The following is a 17028-nucleotide window of genomic DNA, read 5'->3' as shown; positions in this document are numbered from 1 at the left end:
CAGCGGCAAAGCCGCAGGAGAATATAGATGACAGAACTGAAGAAACTATTGAGCATTTATCTGGATCTTTATCTGCACCAGATTATTATAAGCGGAGCGAGAACAAAAGAAGGGGCGTCCAAGATACGGATTCGCCCCGTAATTATGAAGGACAAACTGTATTTTCAGTGTACAAGCACTGTGGGTACCAAGGAAATTCATGAAAATTATGAAAAAGAGCCTTTGCTGGAACATATAGAAGGCTGGATCACCGAAGATTTCCGGCAATTGCAGCTGGAAAGTGAACTGGGAAGTGTAAACGTACTCTCAAGTAAGAAGGGAAAACTCACAATTAAGGAAAAAAAGAAAAAAAAGGAAGGTAATCTTTGCGACAAACCGATCCGCATGGAAGCGTTGTCTCATAATCGGAAGAAGCGGTACATTCTGGAAGAGGGAAAACCGGTAGAATTTCTGATCGACCTGGGAGTTATGACTTCTGATGGGAAGATTGTACACAGTCGTTATGACAAATTCCGACAGATCAATCGTTTTCTGGAGTTTATTGAAGATATCCTTCCCAAACTTACCAGAGACCGGGAAGTGACAATCCTGGATTTTGGATGTGGAAAGTCGTATCTTACGTTTGCGATGTATTATTATCTGCATGAACTGCAGCAGTACGATGTACGGATCGTCGGACTGGATCTGAAAGAGGATGTCATTGAAAAATGCAGCGTGCTGGCAAAAAAATACGGCTATGAGAAGCTGACTTTCTGTCAGGGGGATATTGCTTCTTATGAAGGCGTTGATCGGGTCGATATGGTGGTGACGCTTCATGCATGCGACACGGCTACGGATTATGCGCTGGCAAAAGCGGTTGCCTGGGGAGCTTCTGTGATCCTGTCGGTGCCTTGCTGTCAGCATGAACTGAACCGGCAGATTCACAATGAAGTGCTGGCTCCGGTTTTTTCCTACGGGGTGCTGAAAGAGAGAATCGCCGCGCTGATGACAGACGGTCTGCGGGCTCAGATGTTAGAACAGGCGGGATATGACACGCAGATTCTGGAATTTATTGATATGGAACATACGCCGAAGAATCTGCTGATCCGGGCAGTCTATACCGGGAAAAAGAAGGAAAATAAAGAACAGCTTCGTACCTGTCTGGATGCTTTCGGACTGCATCCGACACTGGAACGGCTTCTGAAAGAAGGAGGTCGGGAAGCATGAAAAAGGGGTTATTAAAAGCGGGAGTACTGTTGCTGCTGTTTGCGGCAGCGCTGGGAGGAACAGCAGCACTCATCAATCGGGAAAAGATCGTGGGAACGAGACAGATGGAGGATGCAAGTCTTCCGATTCTGTATATGGAAGTTGCGGATACAAAGGTGAATCCGATGTATGGATATGCCGGTGAAATGGAAGAACAGTATATGCGCGACAGTCTGACACCACTTCCGACGGACAGAAGTCTGACGATGGCGATAGATCCGAAGAATGCATCGGTAAAGACGGTGAGCTACCGTGTATCGACGGCAGACGGAACGGAAGTTGTGGAGACAAGCAAGATCAGCAAGCTGAAGAAGAAGGACGGGGAGATCAGGGCAGAATTTCAGCTGGAAACACCGATCCTGATGAACCAGGAATACACGCTTCGGTTTGATGTGACACTGGATAACGGGGAAACGTATTATTATTACACCCGTCTGTTGCAGCGGGCAGGAACCAATATTTCAGAATATCTGGAATTTGCAGACAGCTTTTATCAGACATGTCTGGACTCCGAGAACGCATCCACGCTGGCGGCTTATCTGGAACCGGATGAGACACAGACCAACAGCACCTATGAGAATCTGAATATACATTCCAGCTTTGAACGGATCACCTGGGGAACCCTGGATATGAAGTTGGAAAAAAAGGCAGTGCCGGTGATCAAAGATATGAATGAGACCACCTGCAGTATCTATCTGACGTATGTGTTGTCAGATACTCCTGAGGATGAGACGACAGATTATTATAATGTGACCGATTTTTACCGAATGCGCTATGCACAGTCCCGCGTGATGCTTCTGGATTTTGACCGGAATACACAGGAGTTGTATGACGGAAAACATACGGAACTGACCAGCAAAGGGATTAATCTGGGAGTTGTGGCCAAAGATGTTCAGTATCAGTCTAATAAAAGTTCGGATATTGTGGCATTTGTTCAGGAAGGAGAGTTGTGGAGTTATAACCGCAGTGCCAATAAGACAACACAGATTTTCAGTTTCCGGGATGGTGATCTGGATGAGCGGGAGAACCTGCAGGAACATGGAGTTAAGATCGTCCGGGTGGAAGAATCCGGAGATATTGATTTTGTTGTATACGGCTATATGAACCGGGATGTACATGAAGGAGAAGTGGGGATCGCGGTTTACCATTACGGGGCAGAGCTGAATCAGGTGGAAGAAGAGCTCTTTATTCCGATGAAGAGTTCTTATGAATATCTGAAAGAAGACATGGAACTTCTGTCTTATGTGACCCGGGATGATATGCTGTATGTCATTCTGGAAGATGATCTGTACCAGATCGATATCAAGCAGAAGAGTTTTCAGATTGTAAAAGAAAAACTGATCAAAGACCGATATGTGGTCTCAAAGTCTCAGGCGAGCCTTGCCTGGATGGATCAGGAAGAGGAAAATGCATGCACACAGATCACGGTGATGAGCCTGGAGCAGGGAGATACCTATACGATCCAGGCACAGTCCGGACAGAAGATCAAGGCACTGGGATTTATGAATGAGGATCTGGTGTACGGAATTGCCAATGACAGTGATATTGTGACAGATAATGCGGGCAATACGGTATTTGCCATGAACACCGTCCGGATCGAACAGTTTGGCGGCGAAGTGGTCAAGGAACATCATGAGGATAATGTCTGGGTCAGCAATGTGAAACTGCAGGAAGGTCTGCTGGAACTGGAACGGGTACAGTGGGAGAACGGTGCATATGTGGCGATCAGCAGCGATCATATCATGAATAATCTTCAGATCAGGGAAGAGCAGATAACCCTGCGTCTGATCACTACAGAACGGAAAGCCACACAGATCGGTCTTGATTTCGAAAAGAGCGTGACCAGTAAGAATGTACTGTATCTGGCATCGAATCTGGAAGATCAGGAGACGTATAATATACTTTCTATGGAACTGACGAGAACGGATTCCAATATTTACTATGTATATGCCAAAGGTGTACTGGACAGTACCTGGAGCAGAGTCTGTGATGCCATTAACCGGGCAGACGGACAGATGGGTGTGGTACTGAACCGGCAGCAGCAGTATGTCTGGGAGCGAGGCAACCGCCAGGAAAGTTATCAGGCAAATCTGGATGAAGTGCCGGATGTGGTTCTGAGCGGAACTATTGATGAAAATACCCTGCAGCAGTCTCTGGGCGCGGATTATACGGTGATGAACCTTACCGGATGTTCTCTGGACAGTGTGCTGTATCAGGTCAGCAAAGGAAATCCGGTAATTGCAAAGGTATCTGATACGGTAAATGTGGTAATCATAGGATATAACAGCAAAAATACGATCCTGTACTATCCGGCAACCCAGGAACAGGGTTATTTCGGTATGCAGGACAGCACCAGCCTGTTTGAAAGCGCCGGTAACGTATTTGTCGGCTATATGGACAATCTTGGTGCGGCGAGCAAAAGCGAATAAAAGATATGAAAAACACTCCGCAGGATGGTTGACTGTTGAATGGTTACAATGATACAATAAATGCAATATGGGCAGTTTGCAGGTACGGGCAGGCTGCCTGAGAAAACATCAGAGAGGGAGGACTTTTGTTATGCAGCTTACAACTGTAAGAGAAATATACAAAAACCGGGAAACATTCCTGGACAAAGAGATTACTGTAGGGGGATGGGTACGAAGCGTACGTGACTCCAAAACATTTGGATTTATCGTTCTGCATGACGGAACATTTTTTGAGACCTTACAGGTGGTATACCACGATTCTATGGAGAACTTTGCAGAGATTTCCAGACTGAATGTCGGTGCGGCCATCATTGTAAAAGGAACACTGGTAGCAACACCACAGGCAAAACAGCCGTTTGAGATCCAGGCAACTGAGATCAGCGTAGAGGGAGCTTCAGCACCGGATTATCCGCTGCAGAAAAAACGCCACAGCATGGAATATCTGCGTACGGTTTCACACCTGCGTCCGAGAACCAATACGTTTCAGGCAGTATTCCGTGTGCGTTCTCTGATTGCCTATGCCATTCACAAGTTCTTCCAGGAGAGAGGATTTGTCTATGTGCATACACCACTGATCACAGGAAGTGACTGCGAAGGTGCCGGAGAGATGTTCCAGGTAACAACTATGGATCTGAACAACATTCCGAAGACGGAAGACGGAAAAGTAGATTTTTCCAAAGACTTCTTCAATAAACCGACCAACCTGACTGTAAGTGGACAGCTGAACGGTGAGACTTATGCACAGGCGTTCCGCAACATCTATACATTCGGACCGACTTTCCGTGCAGAAAACTCCAATACTACCCGCCATGCAGCAGAATTCTGGATGATTGAGCCGGAGATCGCTTTTGCAGATCTGGACGATGATATGATTCTGGCGGAATCCATGCTCAAATACATTATACGTTACGTTCTGGAAAATGCACCGGAAGAGATGAACTTCTTCAACTCCTTCATCGACAAAGGACTGTTAGACCGTCTGAACAACGTGGCAAATTCTGAATTTGCCCGTGTGACTTATACAGAAGCCATCGATATTCTGACAAAGAACAACGATAAATTTGAATACAAAGTATCCTGGGGATGCGATCTGCAGACAGAGCATGAGCGTTATCTTACCGAACAGGTATATAAACGTCCGGTATTTGTCACTGACTATCCGAAAGATATCAAAGCGTTCTATATGAAACTGAACGATGACGGAAAGACCGTGGCAGCGGTTGACTGTCTGGTACCAGGTATCGGCGAGATCATCGGCGGAAGCCAGAGAGAGGATGATTACGACAAGCTGGCAGCCCGTATGGACGAGATGGGTCTGAACAAAGAAGACTACGGATTCTACATGGATCTGAGAAAATACGGAAGCACAAGACATGCCGGATTCGGTCTTGGATTCGAACGTTGCGTGATGTATCTGACAGGAATGGGTAACATCCGTGATGTCATCCCGTTCCCGAGAACAGTAAACAATTGTGATTTATAAGTAATTATGTAACTGTTCAGTACCTTCACAGTTACGAGCCAAAATGCATAAAAAATCACCTTCGGTGATGGCATTTTGGCTTGTATGTCTCGGGATTTTGACATATTCATGTCAAAACACCTCGCGGGACAGTGGCTACTGAATAGTTACGTAATTATACAGTAACAGGAGAGGCTATGCGATTTATTCATATGGCTGATGTACATTTGGGGGCGGTTCCGGATTCGGGCTGCCCCTGGAGTGCATTCAGGGAAAATGAAATCTGGGAAACCTTTGTACGGGTGATCGACCAGATCAGAGAAGAGAAAATAGAGTTGTTGCTGATCGCAGGAGATCTGTTTCACAGACAGCCGTTGCCTTCTCAGACAGAGAGAGTCAGTCAGCTGTTTGCATCCATACCGGATACCGAGGTGGTGTGGATGGCAGGAAGCCACGATTATCTGCGGGAAGACTCAGCGTATCGTAAGGTGAAATGGACGAAGAATGTTCATGGATTTCTGAGTGAGAAACCGGAAGTGATCAGTCTGGAAAAGCTGCATACGAAAGTGTATGGATGCAGTTATGAGCATCCGGAGGTTACGGAAGCGATATACAGCAGCATCCGGCCGGAGGATCAGCCGGGGATTCATATCCTGCTGGCATATGGTGGAGATGAAACGCATATTCCTATGAAAAAAGAGGATGGAGCCGGTTTTGACTATGTGGCATTGGGGTATCGCCATATACCGGGAGTACTGGTGGAAAATCAGATGGCATATGCCGGTTCTCCGGAACCCATCTGCCTGGAAGAGACAGGAACCCACGGGGTTGTCTACGGAGAGATCACAGAGGACGAACAGGGGCAGTATCATACGCAGATCACACTGGTTCCCTGTGCGTGTCGTTCGTATATTCCTCTTTCACTGCGGATTCATTCAGGCACCACACAGGCGGCTCTGGAGCAGAAAGTACAGGACGCGATCGCACAGAAAGGAAGCGAAGATATCTACTGGCTCAGGATCCAGGGATATCGGAATCCGGAACTGGAGTTTGAACTGGAGGCACTGCGCGCCTATGGAAATATTGTGAAAATAACGGATGAAACCCGCCCGTGCTATGATCTGAACCGACTGAAACGGGAAAAACTGGGAACGAAAATCGGTGCATATATCCACTGGTTCGAGAAAAAACAGGGAAAAGTAGAACAGAAAGCACTGGATTATGGACTGCAGGCACTGCTTGCCGAAGACGGGGATGAAAGAGAGGTTCTTTCAGAAAAGATAACGGCCTGGAAGGAAAAGAAACAGGAACTGCGAAAGGAGAGAGAAAGTCGGAGTGCGGTGGTAGAACAAACGATGCACCGTATCATGCGGGAACGCTCCGGTCTGGAACAACAGCTGCTGGTCAATGGTTCCGAGATCCGCCGTCTGGAACTGAACCGGAATGCAACAGAAAAGCACCTGGAGCAGGAACGACGGGAAGAAGGAAAACGACAGGCAGAAGAAAGCAGACAGCCAAAAAGTGAACAGCCCCTGAATCCGGAAAGATCGGTAGCAGAGCAACCTGTCCAGACACGAAAAGCAGTCGGGGGAAAAGAAAGAAAGCTATTGGATATTCCTAAAATTCCCAAAATTTCCGAAATATTTACATGGACAGGAATCGTACTTGCCATATTGATCCTGATCGATCCGTTTTCCTGGAATCGGGCTGTGTGTACGGTGCTTGGCCTTGTGATTCTGACGGGCACTCTGATGGGAAGGATGTATCTGGTAAACTGGCTTCGAACCAGGGACAGTATGGCCGTGCAACGGACAGTTGTACGGGATGAGCCGGAGCAGAAGGAAGACACGGAACAGGAAGAGTTACAGAAGGACTGGGAAGAACGATTAAAAGAAAGAAAGAAGGAACTGCGTCAGATCAGTCATCAGATTCTGCGACTGCAGGAGCGGGGAGTTCATCTTGCGACAGAGGCGGAAGAAAAGAAAATACAGACAGAAAATCTGCAGGAAGAGATCCGGGAGTTGTCTTGTCCGACCTGGGAGGAAGAATCCTGTGATATGGAGATTTCCGGTCTTAAACTGGCACTTACGGTGCTGACGGAGGAAGAAAGCATACGACATGTCGGAGATCGGAGTGAACGGAAGGAAAAGGAGAAAGAATGCTTAGAATAGGTTGTCATTTGTCCTCGTCGAAGGGATTTTTTTATATGGGAAAAGAGGCGGTGAAGATTGGAGCGAATACCTTTCAGTTTTTCACCCGAAACCCAAGAGGAAGCAGAGCGAAAGAAATAGATCCGGAGGATGTGAGAAAGTTTCTGGAATATGCGCAGGAGCATGATATCTGTCAGATCCTGGCTCATGCGCCATATACACTGAATCCATGTTCTAAGGATGCAAAGACCAGGGAATTTGCCTGGATGACGATGGAGGATGATCTGAAACGGATGGAGTATGTTCCGGGGAACTGTTATAATTTTCATCCGGGAAGTCACGTAGGACAGGGTGCACAGGAAGGAATCCGGATGATCAGTGAGATGCTGAATCAGATTCTGAAGGAGGAGCAGCACACGACGGTACTTTTGGAGACGATGGCAGGAAAGGGAACAGAGGTTGGTCGGAGCTTTGAGGAACTGGCGCAGATTCTGGATCGGGTGGAGTTGAAGAGCCATATGGGTGTTTGCCTGGATACGTGTCATGTGTATGACGCGGGGTATGATCTGGTGGGACAGCTGGATCAGGTGCTGGAGGAGTTTGACCGGGTGATCGGGCTTGAGAGGCTGAAGGCGATTCACATGAATGACAGTAAGAATCCGTTTGCGAGTCATAAGGACCGGCATGAGAAGATCGGGGAAGGGTCGATCGGGCTGGAAGCGTTTGAGAGGATGGTGAATCATCCGAAACTGCAGGGGATTCCGATCTATCTGGAGACACCGAATGAACTGGAGGGGTATGCGCGGGAGATCCGGGTGCTGAGAGAGATGAAGAGGTAGTTGAAGTTGACGACGCGGACGAAACGTGCTTCGGCTTTCTGCTCTGGCAACGTGGGCAGGGCTGTGCGGGAGGTTTTGGGAAAAGGACGCGGGAAGGATTACGGTTGTGGGAAGTGGTCCTTCCCGCGTCTTTTTGGGTAGGTTATGAAAAGAAAAAAGAGACATATTAACGAAAGAATCTTTGAAGTGAGAGTTTCGTCGGTATGTCTCTTTTGTGTTAGATATTTCATAAATCAGGTAATGCCAGTGTGCCTGGCATTACCTGATTTATCAGATCGTCTCGTTATTTCTGTATTTGGTCAGGACTTTCTGGATGCGTTCTACCGGGTTCAGGAGTTTGCTGATGGAATCGTCGTGATTCAGGGTGTCGATGATCAGGGCGATGTATTTACTCATATCGCAGTTGATATAGTAAGGTTTACTCAGCAGTTCCGGGGTCTGGTAGATCAGGTTGGTGGTCAGGATGCGGTCGAAGATCCCTTTTTCGTAGGCTTCATCGAACTTTGTCATGCCGTTGGTGAACAGACCAAAGGTGGAACACATGAAGATTTTGTTGGCTCCCCGGTCTTTGAGGAGCTGAGCTACCTCGAGCATGCTGTCACCGGAGGAGATCATATCGTCTACGATGATCATATCTTTGCCACGAACATCAGCTCCCAGGAATTCATGAGCAACGATAGGGTTTCTTCCGTCTACAATAGTAGAGTAGTCACGGCGTTTGTAGAACATACCCATGTCTACGCCAAGGTTGTTTGCCAGATAGATGGCACGGCTCATGCCGCCTTCATCCGGGCTGATGACCATCAGATGTTCTTTATCCAGTTTCAGATCTTTTTCTTTCTTTAAGAGGTTTTTGATAAACTGGTATGCGGACTGTACAGTTTCAAATCCATGCAGTGGGATCGCGTTCTGGATTCTCGGATCGTGAGCATCGAAAGTGATGATGTTTTCCACACCCATCTGGATCAGTTCCTGCAGTGCCAGTGCACAGTCGAGGGACTCTCTGCCGGTACGTCTATGCTGGCGGCTCTCATACAAAAATGGCATGATCACGTTGATTCGTCTGGCTTTTCCGGCGATGGCAGCAATGATTCGTTTCAGGTTCTGATAATGATCATCCGGGGACATATGGTTGGTCTGTCCTGCCAGAGAATATGTCAGACTGTAGTTGCAGACATCTACCAGAATATAGATATCATCACCACGTACGGATTCCTTCAGGATACCTTTTGCTTCTCCGGAACCGAAACGGGGAAGATCAGACCCGATCAGGTAAGTATCTCTGTCGTAGCCTTCATATAAAACACCTTCATTGTGGCGTTTTTTTCTCCAGCTGACCAGGTAGTTATCTACCTTTGTACCGAGTTCGGCGCAGCTGTAGGGAGAAATGATCCCCAGTCGTCCTACAGGAAGCTGTTGCGAATCGTGATTTTTGTTGTGTGACATTGTTAGTTTCCTCCTAATATTTTTTTCTGGATTCTTATATCTTTACCGATGAGTTTGATCATCGTGTAGTTACTGGAAACTCTGGAAAATACCCGTTCGGAGTAGGTATCCATAAAACTGCCCAGTGTCAGATTGGTGGAAATTACCGTAGATTTCTTTCTGAGGATCCGTTCATTGATACATAAAAAGAACTGAGAAGCAACAAAGCTGTTGGTAAGTTCTGTTCCAAGATCATCGATGATAAGCAGATCACAGTTGAGAATATAGTCATTTTCTCCTTCCGTGGTATCAGAGTTCGAGAAGGTGTTTCTTGCGAACGCATCGAACAGATCGAAAGCAGAATAATAGATCACGCTGTGCATCGAATCCAAAAGTTCTTTTGCGATGCAGTACGTAAGAAAAGTTTTTCCAACACCGGTATCACCGTAAATGAAAAGATTTTCAAAAGAATGATCAAAGTTCTGAACGAAATCTTTTGAGCGCTGCAATGCGGTTGCGGCACTCTGCCGGGCGGTCTGTCCTGTGGCTTCGTTTACCATATCTTCCGGATAATAATCCAGAGAAAATGCATCGAAGCTGGCTGTTTTTAATAATTCCCGGATATTGGACTGGGTATACAGATGTTCACTGATCGCACGCCTGAAGCAGATACACTTCCGGTTGTCCACATAGCCGGTGTCCTGACACAGAGGACAGGTATAATGCATCTTCAGATAATCCTCCGGATAACCATTGGCTTTTAACAGATCGGTTCGCTCTCTGGATAAAGCCTGAATCTGTTCGTTCAGGTCAAAATCAGTGGCGTTTTTATCACCGAGTAAGATTCGTGCTTTTTTCACACTGATCGCTGCAATCTCCTGATCGATCAGTGCCAGCCGGGGTATCCTGGCCTGTGCTTCGGCGATACGGGCATCTTGTTCATGTTTATTGCGAAACTGCAATCGCTGATAATAGCGCATCAGTGCATCGTACTGACTGTTTTGTAGTGCCACGGTAATTCTCCTTTATCATTTTAAAAGCTGATTTTCAAGTTGATCGTAATCATAATTTCGCTGCTGGAAATTATTGAATCTGTTACCGGAACCCGATGGACGGATTCCCTTCTGTTCCTGCCGCTGCTTTTGTTCCTGACGGTCACTTTGCAGTTGTCTGTGCAAAGTATCCAGAGCCTGAATATCGGTCAGGTGTCGGACACCTTTATCCTTCCAGTCGGAAAGAATCCTGTCCGCATAGCGGAAATTGGCTTTCCCGGTGGATGCTACTGTACGGGAACAGGCTTCCGTGAGGATGTCCATAGTAAATCCGTAATCTTTCATCCAGTGGTCGATCATGTGGATCTCCGACTGGATCGGATTACGGTTGCTGATTCCGAATGCTTTTAAAATTGAAAAATAGTTTCTGTGATAGGTCGTAGTCTCCTGCTTGGCGCGGGTAACTGTGTCGATACCCGCCTCGTGCCAGCTGAAGGCTACTTTCTTTATATAATGAATGTCTTTACTTCCCTTGGAAACACAGTATTCGATCAGATAGTCAAACAGATCCACAGAAAAATGAAGCTCCTCGTAAATATAAAGAAGTTCATCGGTAACTGTTCTTGACAGTGTAGTACCAAGGTAACTTTCGGCCAGAAAGAGAATCTGGCGAACGTCTTCCTGTTCGCGGAGCTCTTTCAGACGGTCAGCACTCATTGTTTTTTTATTCCCTGTTGTCTGAGAGGGCTGAGTGCCTGTCTGCGGGGCATTCCCGGCAGGTGTGACAGATGCTCCGGCTGTCGACGGTGAGCCGGATGTGACGGTGTTTGTCGATGTGGCAGGCGAAATCTGAGTAATTGCCTGTTCTGCCAGTGTGTTTTGCACCGTATCCGGCACCATGGGCTGTAGGAAATCAATGGAAGTCTGGGTGTCGGTACCTGCCAGTACGACCAGTTTCTGATTCTCCCAGTAACGAAGGGTGCGAAGCACATCTGATTCTGTGCAGTCAAAAACATCCGCTACAGCAGCCAGGTCCAGTGCGGTGTCGCCGCTTTGCAGACTGCGGAGCAGATAAAGGTAAATTTTAACGAATTCCCCGTTGGCGCGGGGCATATAATAATCTATGAAAATATTGGAAATAATGGTAACTCCGCTGGAGCTTCCATTATGTAAAGATAACTGCATAGTTCTCCTGTAATAGAAAAGTGATGGTATATGTCCTGGTTACGTGCTTATTATAGCATGATTCTTTAAGAAATCAAACATGGTTTTTTATGGGAAGGAGGTGGAAAATAAGGTGCGATGGGGGATTAGCTGGTGTGTAAGTAAGGTGGATAAGCATGTGGATGATGTGGATAAGTGGTGGAAAATTATGAGGTGTGGGGATTATTTGCAACCGGAAAATGGAGGAATTGTTTGAAAAACAGAGAAAATTCGGAGGGAAGAGTGTAAGATTATGTAAACAGAGTTATGCACAGGGGAATCCACAGAGATGGGAACTGAGGGTGGGGATAAATGTGTGGATAATGTGGATAAGTTGAGAAAAAAATGCTGGTTGAAAAGGGACGGATCCGAAAGAGGTCTCCTGATGTTGCAGACCTCTTTCGGATCCTGATTTTCACATGGGGAGAGGGTTGAAGTAGATTGTGGATGGAAGGAAAAAGCATAAGAAGAAAATTACAGGGTACGGAGCAGGCGAAAGGATCAGGGGGTTTTTACATATAAAAATGGCAACCGGACATGTTAGGTTCGGCTGCCATTTTTGTATGGGGTAAAAGAAGGTTTTTTTTGGTGTTTATTTGCCCAGGAGTTTTTCGCCGATCTGGTAGACATCGCCGGCGCCCATGGTGATCAGGAGGTCACCGGGCTGGCAGTTTTCCAGAAGGTAGTTTTCGATTTCATCGAAGGTTGGGAAGTATTCGCAGGGAGTTCCCAGTTCCTGGATTCTTTTTTGAAGGTCGGCGGAAGAGATGCCGAGGGTGTCGGTTTCTCTTGCGGCGTAGATGTTTGCCAGTACTACATGGTCTGCCAGAGTCAGTGCTTCGGCGAATTCCGGGAGCAGAGCTTTGGTACGGGTGTAGGTATGTGGCTGGAAGATACACCAGGTCTTTTTGTGCGGATAGTTTTTGGCAGAGGTCAGTGTTGCTTTGATCTCTGTCGGATGATGGGCATAGTCATCGATCACAGTGATATCGCCGATGTTTCCTTTGAACTGGAAACGGCGGTCGGTTCCGGTGAAGTTGATCAGACCTTTCTGGATCGTTGCATCGTCCATACCCAGTTTTTCACCCAGAGCGATCACGGAAAGGGCGTTGGACACGTTGTGGATACCGGGTACCTTCAGGGAGAAGGTTCCTGTGGTTTCACCGTGATGCAGACAGGTAAAGGTCGGGTGACCGAAGGTATCGTATGTAATATCGGTTGCTGTATAATCAGCTTCATGTTCCAGTCCGTAAGTGATGACTTCGCATGGCAGATCCCTGATGATATCCTCATAATGAGGAGTATCACTGTTGATGATCAGGGTACCGTCAGCCGGAAGTTTTTCTGCAAACAGCCGGAAGGAATGGCGGATATCGTCAATATCCTTAAAGAAATCCAGATGATCGGCATCCATGTTCAGGATGATACTGATTTTCGGGAAAAAGCTTAAAAAGCTGTTGGTATATTCACAGGCCTCGGTAATGAAAGTACCGGAATGTCCCAGACGCAGATTACCGCCGATGGCCGGCAGGATACCGCCGACAGAGATTGTCGGATCAAAACCACCTTCCAGCAGAATATGAGAAGCCATGGAAGTTGTTGTGGTTTTTCCGTGGGTTCCGGATACTGCGATGGGGATCTGGTAATTTTTCATGATCTGTCCCAGCAGATCGGCACGGGTCATCATCGGAATATTTTTTTCTTTTGCGCAGGCATATTCCGGGTTATCCGGGTGGATCGCAGCAGTGTAAACCACCAGATCGATACCGTCAATAATATTGGATGCGCGCTGTCCGTAGAAAATCTGTGCGCCGTTCGCAGTCAGATGATCCGTCAGAGCACTTTCTTTGGAATCAGAGCCGGATACGGTGAATCCCTCTTTTAAAAGAATCTCGGCAAGGCCGCTCATGCTGATACCGCCGATGCCGATAAAATGTATGTGAACAGGTTTTGTAAAATCAATGGTATACATAGGAGTTCTCCCTTTCTTACAGACGTTTGTATCATATTTATGATGCCGGCTTCCCGGGGTCGGAAAGATTGCGAAAGCTGCTTTCAGCGGGCGATTTGCAGGCATCAGTCGGGTACAAAAGACATTTTGTAACAACATTTATTATAGACGGAAAAGGGGAAAATGGAAAGATTTTTTTAAGGATGAGAAAAAAAACCAATAGATATAGAAGAAAATGGCGAAAGGGAGAAGAAATGTTGTATAAATGTCATAAAAATACGAAAAGATTTGATAAAAATATGTAAAAAATGTTCACTAAATCTGATAAGTGTGATATAATCTTTTTACTATATATGACAAGAGGTGATTGCATGATCAAGAAAGAAATGATTGCAATGCTGTTGGCCGGAGGCCAGGGAAGCCGACTCGGCGTACTTACCGAGAAAGTTGCCAAACCGGCGGTGGCATTTGGAGGAAAATATCGGATTATCGATTTTCCGTTGAGTAACTGTATTAATTCAGGCATTGATACCGTGGGTGTTCTGACCCAGTATCAGCCGCTGCGTCTGAATACCCATATCGGAATCGGTATTCCGTGGGATCTGGACCGGAATGTGGGCGGTGTTACCGTGCTTCCCCCCTACGAAAAAAATGGTAACAGCGACTGGTATACCGGAACAGCAAACGCAATTTTTCAGAATATGGCATACATGGAGACCTATAATCCGGACTACGTTCTGATTCTCTCCGGTGACCATATTTACAAGATGGATTACGAAGTGATGCTTGATTATCATAAGGCAAATAAGGCAGATGTGACCATTGCCTGTATGCCGGTGCCGATCGAAGAGGCAAGCCGTTTCGGTGTTATGATCACTGACGGCGGGGGACGTATTACCGAGTTTGAAGAAAAACCGGAACATCCAAGAAGTAATCTGGCATCCATGGGAATTTATATTTTCTCCTGGAAGACACTCAAAGAGTCTCTGATGGCACTGAAAGATCAGCCAAACTGTGACTTCGGTAAACATATCCTGCCATACTGCAGAGATAATGGAAAGAGACTGTTTGCCTATGAATTCAACGGATACTGGAAAGACGTAGGAACACTGGGGTCTTATTGGGAAGCAAATATGGAACTGATCGATATCATTCCGGAATTTAACCTGTATGAAGAATTCTGGAAAATCTATACCAAAGGTGATATCATCCGTCCACAGTACATATCCGGGGAATCCGTTGTTGAAAGAAGCATCATCAGTGAAGGTGCGGAGATTTATGGTGAAGTGCATAATTGCGTCATCGGTGCGGATGTAACGATTGAAAAGGGAGCTGTGGTGCGGGATTCCATTATTATGAAACATACACGCATCGGCGCCGGAAGCCAGATTGACAAGTCCATTATCGCAGAGAGTGTGGATATCGGAGAAAATGTTGTCACAGGTGTGGGCGAGGAAGCTCCGAATGTTCTGAAACCGGCTGTCTATGGATTCGGCCTTGTCACAATCGCAGAAAATTCTGTTATTCCGTCAGGCGTGAAGATTGGAAAGAACACAGCTATCAGCGGTGAGACCACAGTGGAGGATTATCCGGACGGAGAGCTTGTAAGCGGCGGAGCAATTGTAAAGAAGGACGGTGAGTAATATGAGAGCATTAGGAATTATTCTGGCAGGCGGTAATAACAACAGGATGAGAGAACTGTCCAACAGACGTGCCATCGCAGCGATGCCGGTAGCGGGAAGCTATCGGAGCATCGACTTTGCACTGAGTAATATGACCAATTCTCATATTGCGAAAGTTGCAGTCCTGACACAGTACAACGCAAGATCGTTGAATGAACATCTGAGCTCTTCCAAATGGTGGAATTTCGGAAGAAAGCAGGGAGGTTTGTTTGTGTTTACACCGACGATCACTCCGGATAACAGTTTCTGGTATCAGGGAACCGCAGATGCGATTTATCAGAACCTGGATTTCCTGAAGAGAAGCCATGAACCCTATGTGGTCATCGCATCCGGTGATTGTGTATATAAACTGGATTATAACAAAGTTCTGGAATACCATATCGCAAAACGTGCCGATGTGACTATTGTGTGCAAGGATGTGGATGCCAATGAGGATGTGACCAGATTTGGTGTGCTTCGCATGAATGAAGACTACCGGATCGAAGAATTCGAAGAGAAACCGATGTTGTCCGATTATCATACGATCTCTACAGGAATCTATGTGATCCGGCGCCGCCAGCTGATCGAGATGATCGAGCGCTGCGCACAGGAAGGAAGACATGATTTTGTAAAAGATATTCTGATCCGCTATAAGAATCTGAAGAGGATCTATGGATATAAGATCCAGGATTACTGGAACAACATCTCTACCGTTGAGGCTTACTACAAGACCAATATGGATTTCCTGAAACCGGAAGTGAGAGATTATTTCTTCCGTCAGTATCCGGGAATCAACTCCAAGATCGACGATCTTCCGCCGGCAAAATATAATCCGGGATGTCTGGTAAAGAACAGCCTGGTATCCAGCGGCTGTATCATCAACGGGCAGGTGGAGAATTCTGTTCTGTTTAAGAAAGTATATGTGGGAAATAACTGCGTTATCAAGAATTCTATCATTCTGAACGACGTATATCTGGGTGATAATACCCATATCGAAAACTGCATCGTAGAAAGCCGGGATACCATCCGGGCCAATTCTTACTATTGCGGAGAAGGCGAAATAAAAGTTGTCGTGGAAAAGAACGAGCGCTATGCGCTGTAATAACAGAGCGGCTGTCTGGTGGTTCGCGGAGAAATAACTAATCAGCGGCTATAACTGTTCGGAAGGAGAACGACATATGAAAGGGGCATGTGCTATGGAGATTACAGACGTAAGAGTGCGCAAAGTGACAAAAGAAGGTAAGATGAAAGCAGTTGTTTCCATAACAATTGATGATGAATTTGTTGTACATGATATTAAAGTGATCGAGGGAGAGAAAGGACTGTTTATCGCTATGCCAAGCCGTAAGGCTTCCGATGGAGAGTATCGCGATATTGCACATCCGATCAATTCCAACACAAGAGAAAAGATCCAGAGTCTGATTTTGGAGAAATACGAGGAAGTAATGGCAGAAGATGCCGTTGCAGATAATGCGTAACCGGATTGTCATATATATGGGGTGACGCAAAAACGAGATAAAAGCGGTGGCTGGGGGCCACCGCTTTTTCTTTACAAAATGCCAGAGTCTTGCTATAGTGGAGCGTAGAAAAATATCCGTGGGAGAATGGCGGAAGAGGAAGAAAAAGAGGAGA

12 protein-coding genes are annotated in these 17028 nt (G+C 46.4%); 8 read left to right on the top strand and 4 right to left on the bottom strand.

Annotated features, from left to right (window positions below; genetic code table 11):
* Window positions 1-27 precede the first annotated feature (27 nt).
* The 5 genes from FYJ57_RS02670 (at window position 28) to FYJ57_RS02650 (ending at window position 8164) form a co-directional block, all read left to right on the top strand.
* Complete coding sequence (locus tag FYJ57_RS02670) at window positions 28-1206, top strand: class I SAM-dependent methyltransferase (RefSeq protein WP_154431433.1); 1179 nt, start codon at window positions 28-30, stop codon at window positions 1204-1206.
* Window positions 1203-3674: a cysteine peptidase family C39 domain-containing protein gene (locus FYJ57_RS02665; RefSeq protein ID WP_154431432.1), complete on the top strand. Its 2472-nt coding sequence runs from the start codon at window positions 1203-1205 to the stop codon at window positions 3672-3674. Before FYJ57_RS02670 ends, FYJ57_RS02665 begins: the two co-directional genes overlap by 4 nt.
* Before the next feature lie 130 nt (window positions 3675-3804).
* Complete coding sequence (gene asnS / locus FYJ57_RS02660; RefSeq protein ID WP_022171456.1) at window positions 3805-5196, top strand: asparagine--tRNA ligase; 1392 nt, start codon at window positions 3805-3807, stop codon at window positions 5194-5196.
* A 176-nt stretch (window positions 5197-5372) separates the two neighbouring features.
* Entirely contained in the window at window positions 5373-7346 is a 1974-nt protein-coding gene (locus tag FYJ57_RS02655; RefSeq protein WP_154431431.1) for a metallophosphoesterase, read from the top strand.
* Window positions 7334-8164, top strand: coding sequence for a deoxyribonuclease IV (locus FYJ57_RS02650; RefSeq protein ID WP_154431430.1), 831 nt, complete (start codon window positions 7334-7336; stop codon window positions 8162-8164). Before FYJ57_RS02655 ends, FYJ57_RS02650 begins: the two co-directional genes overlap by 13 nt.
* 270 nt (window positions 8165-8434) lie before the next feature.
* Here the strand turns inward: FYJ57_RS02650 and FYJ57_RS02645 are convergent, their stop codons facing one another.
* The 4 genes from FYJ57_RS02645 to murC form a co-directional block, all read right to left on the bottom strand.
* Window positions 8435-9610 carry a ribose-phosphate pyrophosphokinase gene (locus tag FYJ57_RS02645; RefSeq protein ID WP_154431429.1) on the bottom strand — a complete coding sequence of 392 codons (1176 nt, stop codon included), beginning with the start codon at window positions 9608-9610 and terminating at the stop codon, window positions 8435-8437.
* A gap of 2 nt (window positions 9611-9612) precedes the next feature.
* Window positions 9613-10602, bottom strand: a complete 990-nt coding sequence (locus FYJ57_RS02640) for an ATP-binding protein (RefSeq protein ID WP_106492002.1) — start codon at window positions 10600-10602, stop codon at window positions 9613-9615.
* Between the two features lie 15 nt (window positions 10603-10617).
* A complete protein-coding gene (locus tag FYJ57_RS02635) occupies window positions 10618-11766 on the bottom strand; it encodes a DnaD domain protein (RefSeq protein WP_154431428.1) in 1149 nt (382 codons plus the stop codon).
* Window positions 11767-12376: 610 nt separating this feature from the next.
* Window positions 12377-13756: a UDP-N-acetylmuramate--L-alanine ligase gene (gene murC, locus FYJ57_RS02630; RefSeq protein ID WP_106492000.1), complete on the bottom strand. Its 1380-nt coding sequence runs from the start codon at window positions 13754-13756 to the stop codon at window positions 12377-12379.
* A gap of 350 nt (window positions 13757-14106) precedes the next feature.
* Here murC and FYJ57_RS02625 point away from each other — a divergent pair, with 350 nt between their 5' ends.
* The 3 genes from FYJ57_RS02625 to spoVG all read left to right on the top strand — a co-directional run bounded on the left by FYJ57_RS02625 (window position 14107) and on the right by spoVG (window position 16874).
* Window positions 14107-15378 (top strand): glucose-1-phosphate adenylyltransferase, encoded by a 1272-nt coding sequence (locus FYJ57_RS02625; RefSeq protein ID WP_154431427.1) that lies wholly within the window; start codon window positions 14107-14109, stop codon window positions 15376-15378.
* Between the two features lies 1 nt (window position 15379).
* Window positions 15380-16498 (top strand): glucose-1-phosphate adenylyltransferase subunit GlgD, encoded by a 1119-nt coding sequence (gene glgD, locus FYJ57_RS02620; RefSeq protein ID WP_022170945.1) that lies wholly within the window; start codon window positions 15380-15382, stop codon window positions 16496-16498.
* Window positions 16499-16592: 94 nt separating this feature from the next.
* Window positions 16593-16874 (top strand): septation regulator SpoVG, encoded by a 282-nt coding sequence (gene spoVG / locus FYJ57_RS02615; protein WP_106492009.1) that lies wholly within the window; start codon window positions 16593-16595, stop codon window positions 16872-16874.
* The last annotated feature ends 154 nt before the right edge of the window (window positions 16875-17028 follow it).

The organism is Oliverpabstia intestinalis, assembly GCF_009696065.1.
GTDB classification, from domain to species: domain Bacteria; phylum Bacillota; class Clostridia; order Lachnospirales; family Lachnospiraceae; genus Oliverpabstia; species Oliverpabstia intestinalis.
This window is presented reverse-complemented; position numbering and strand designations above follow the sequence as displayed.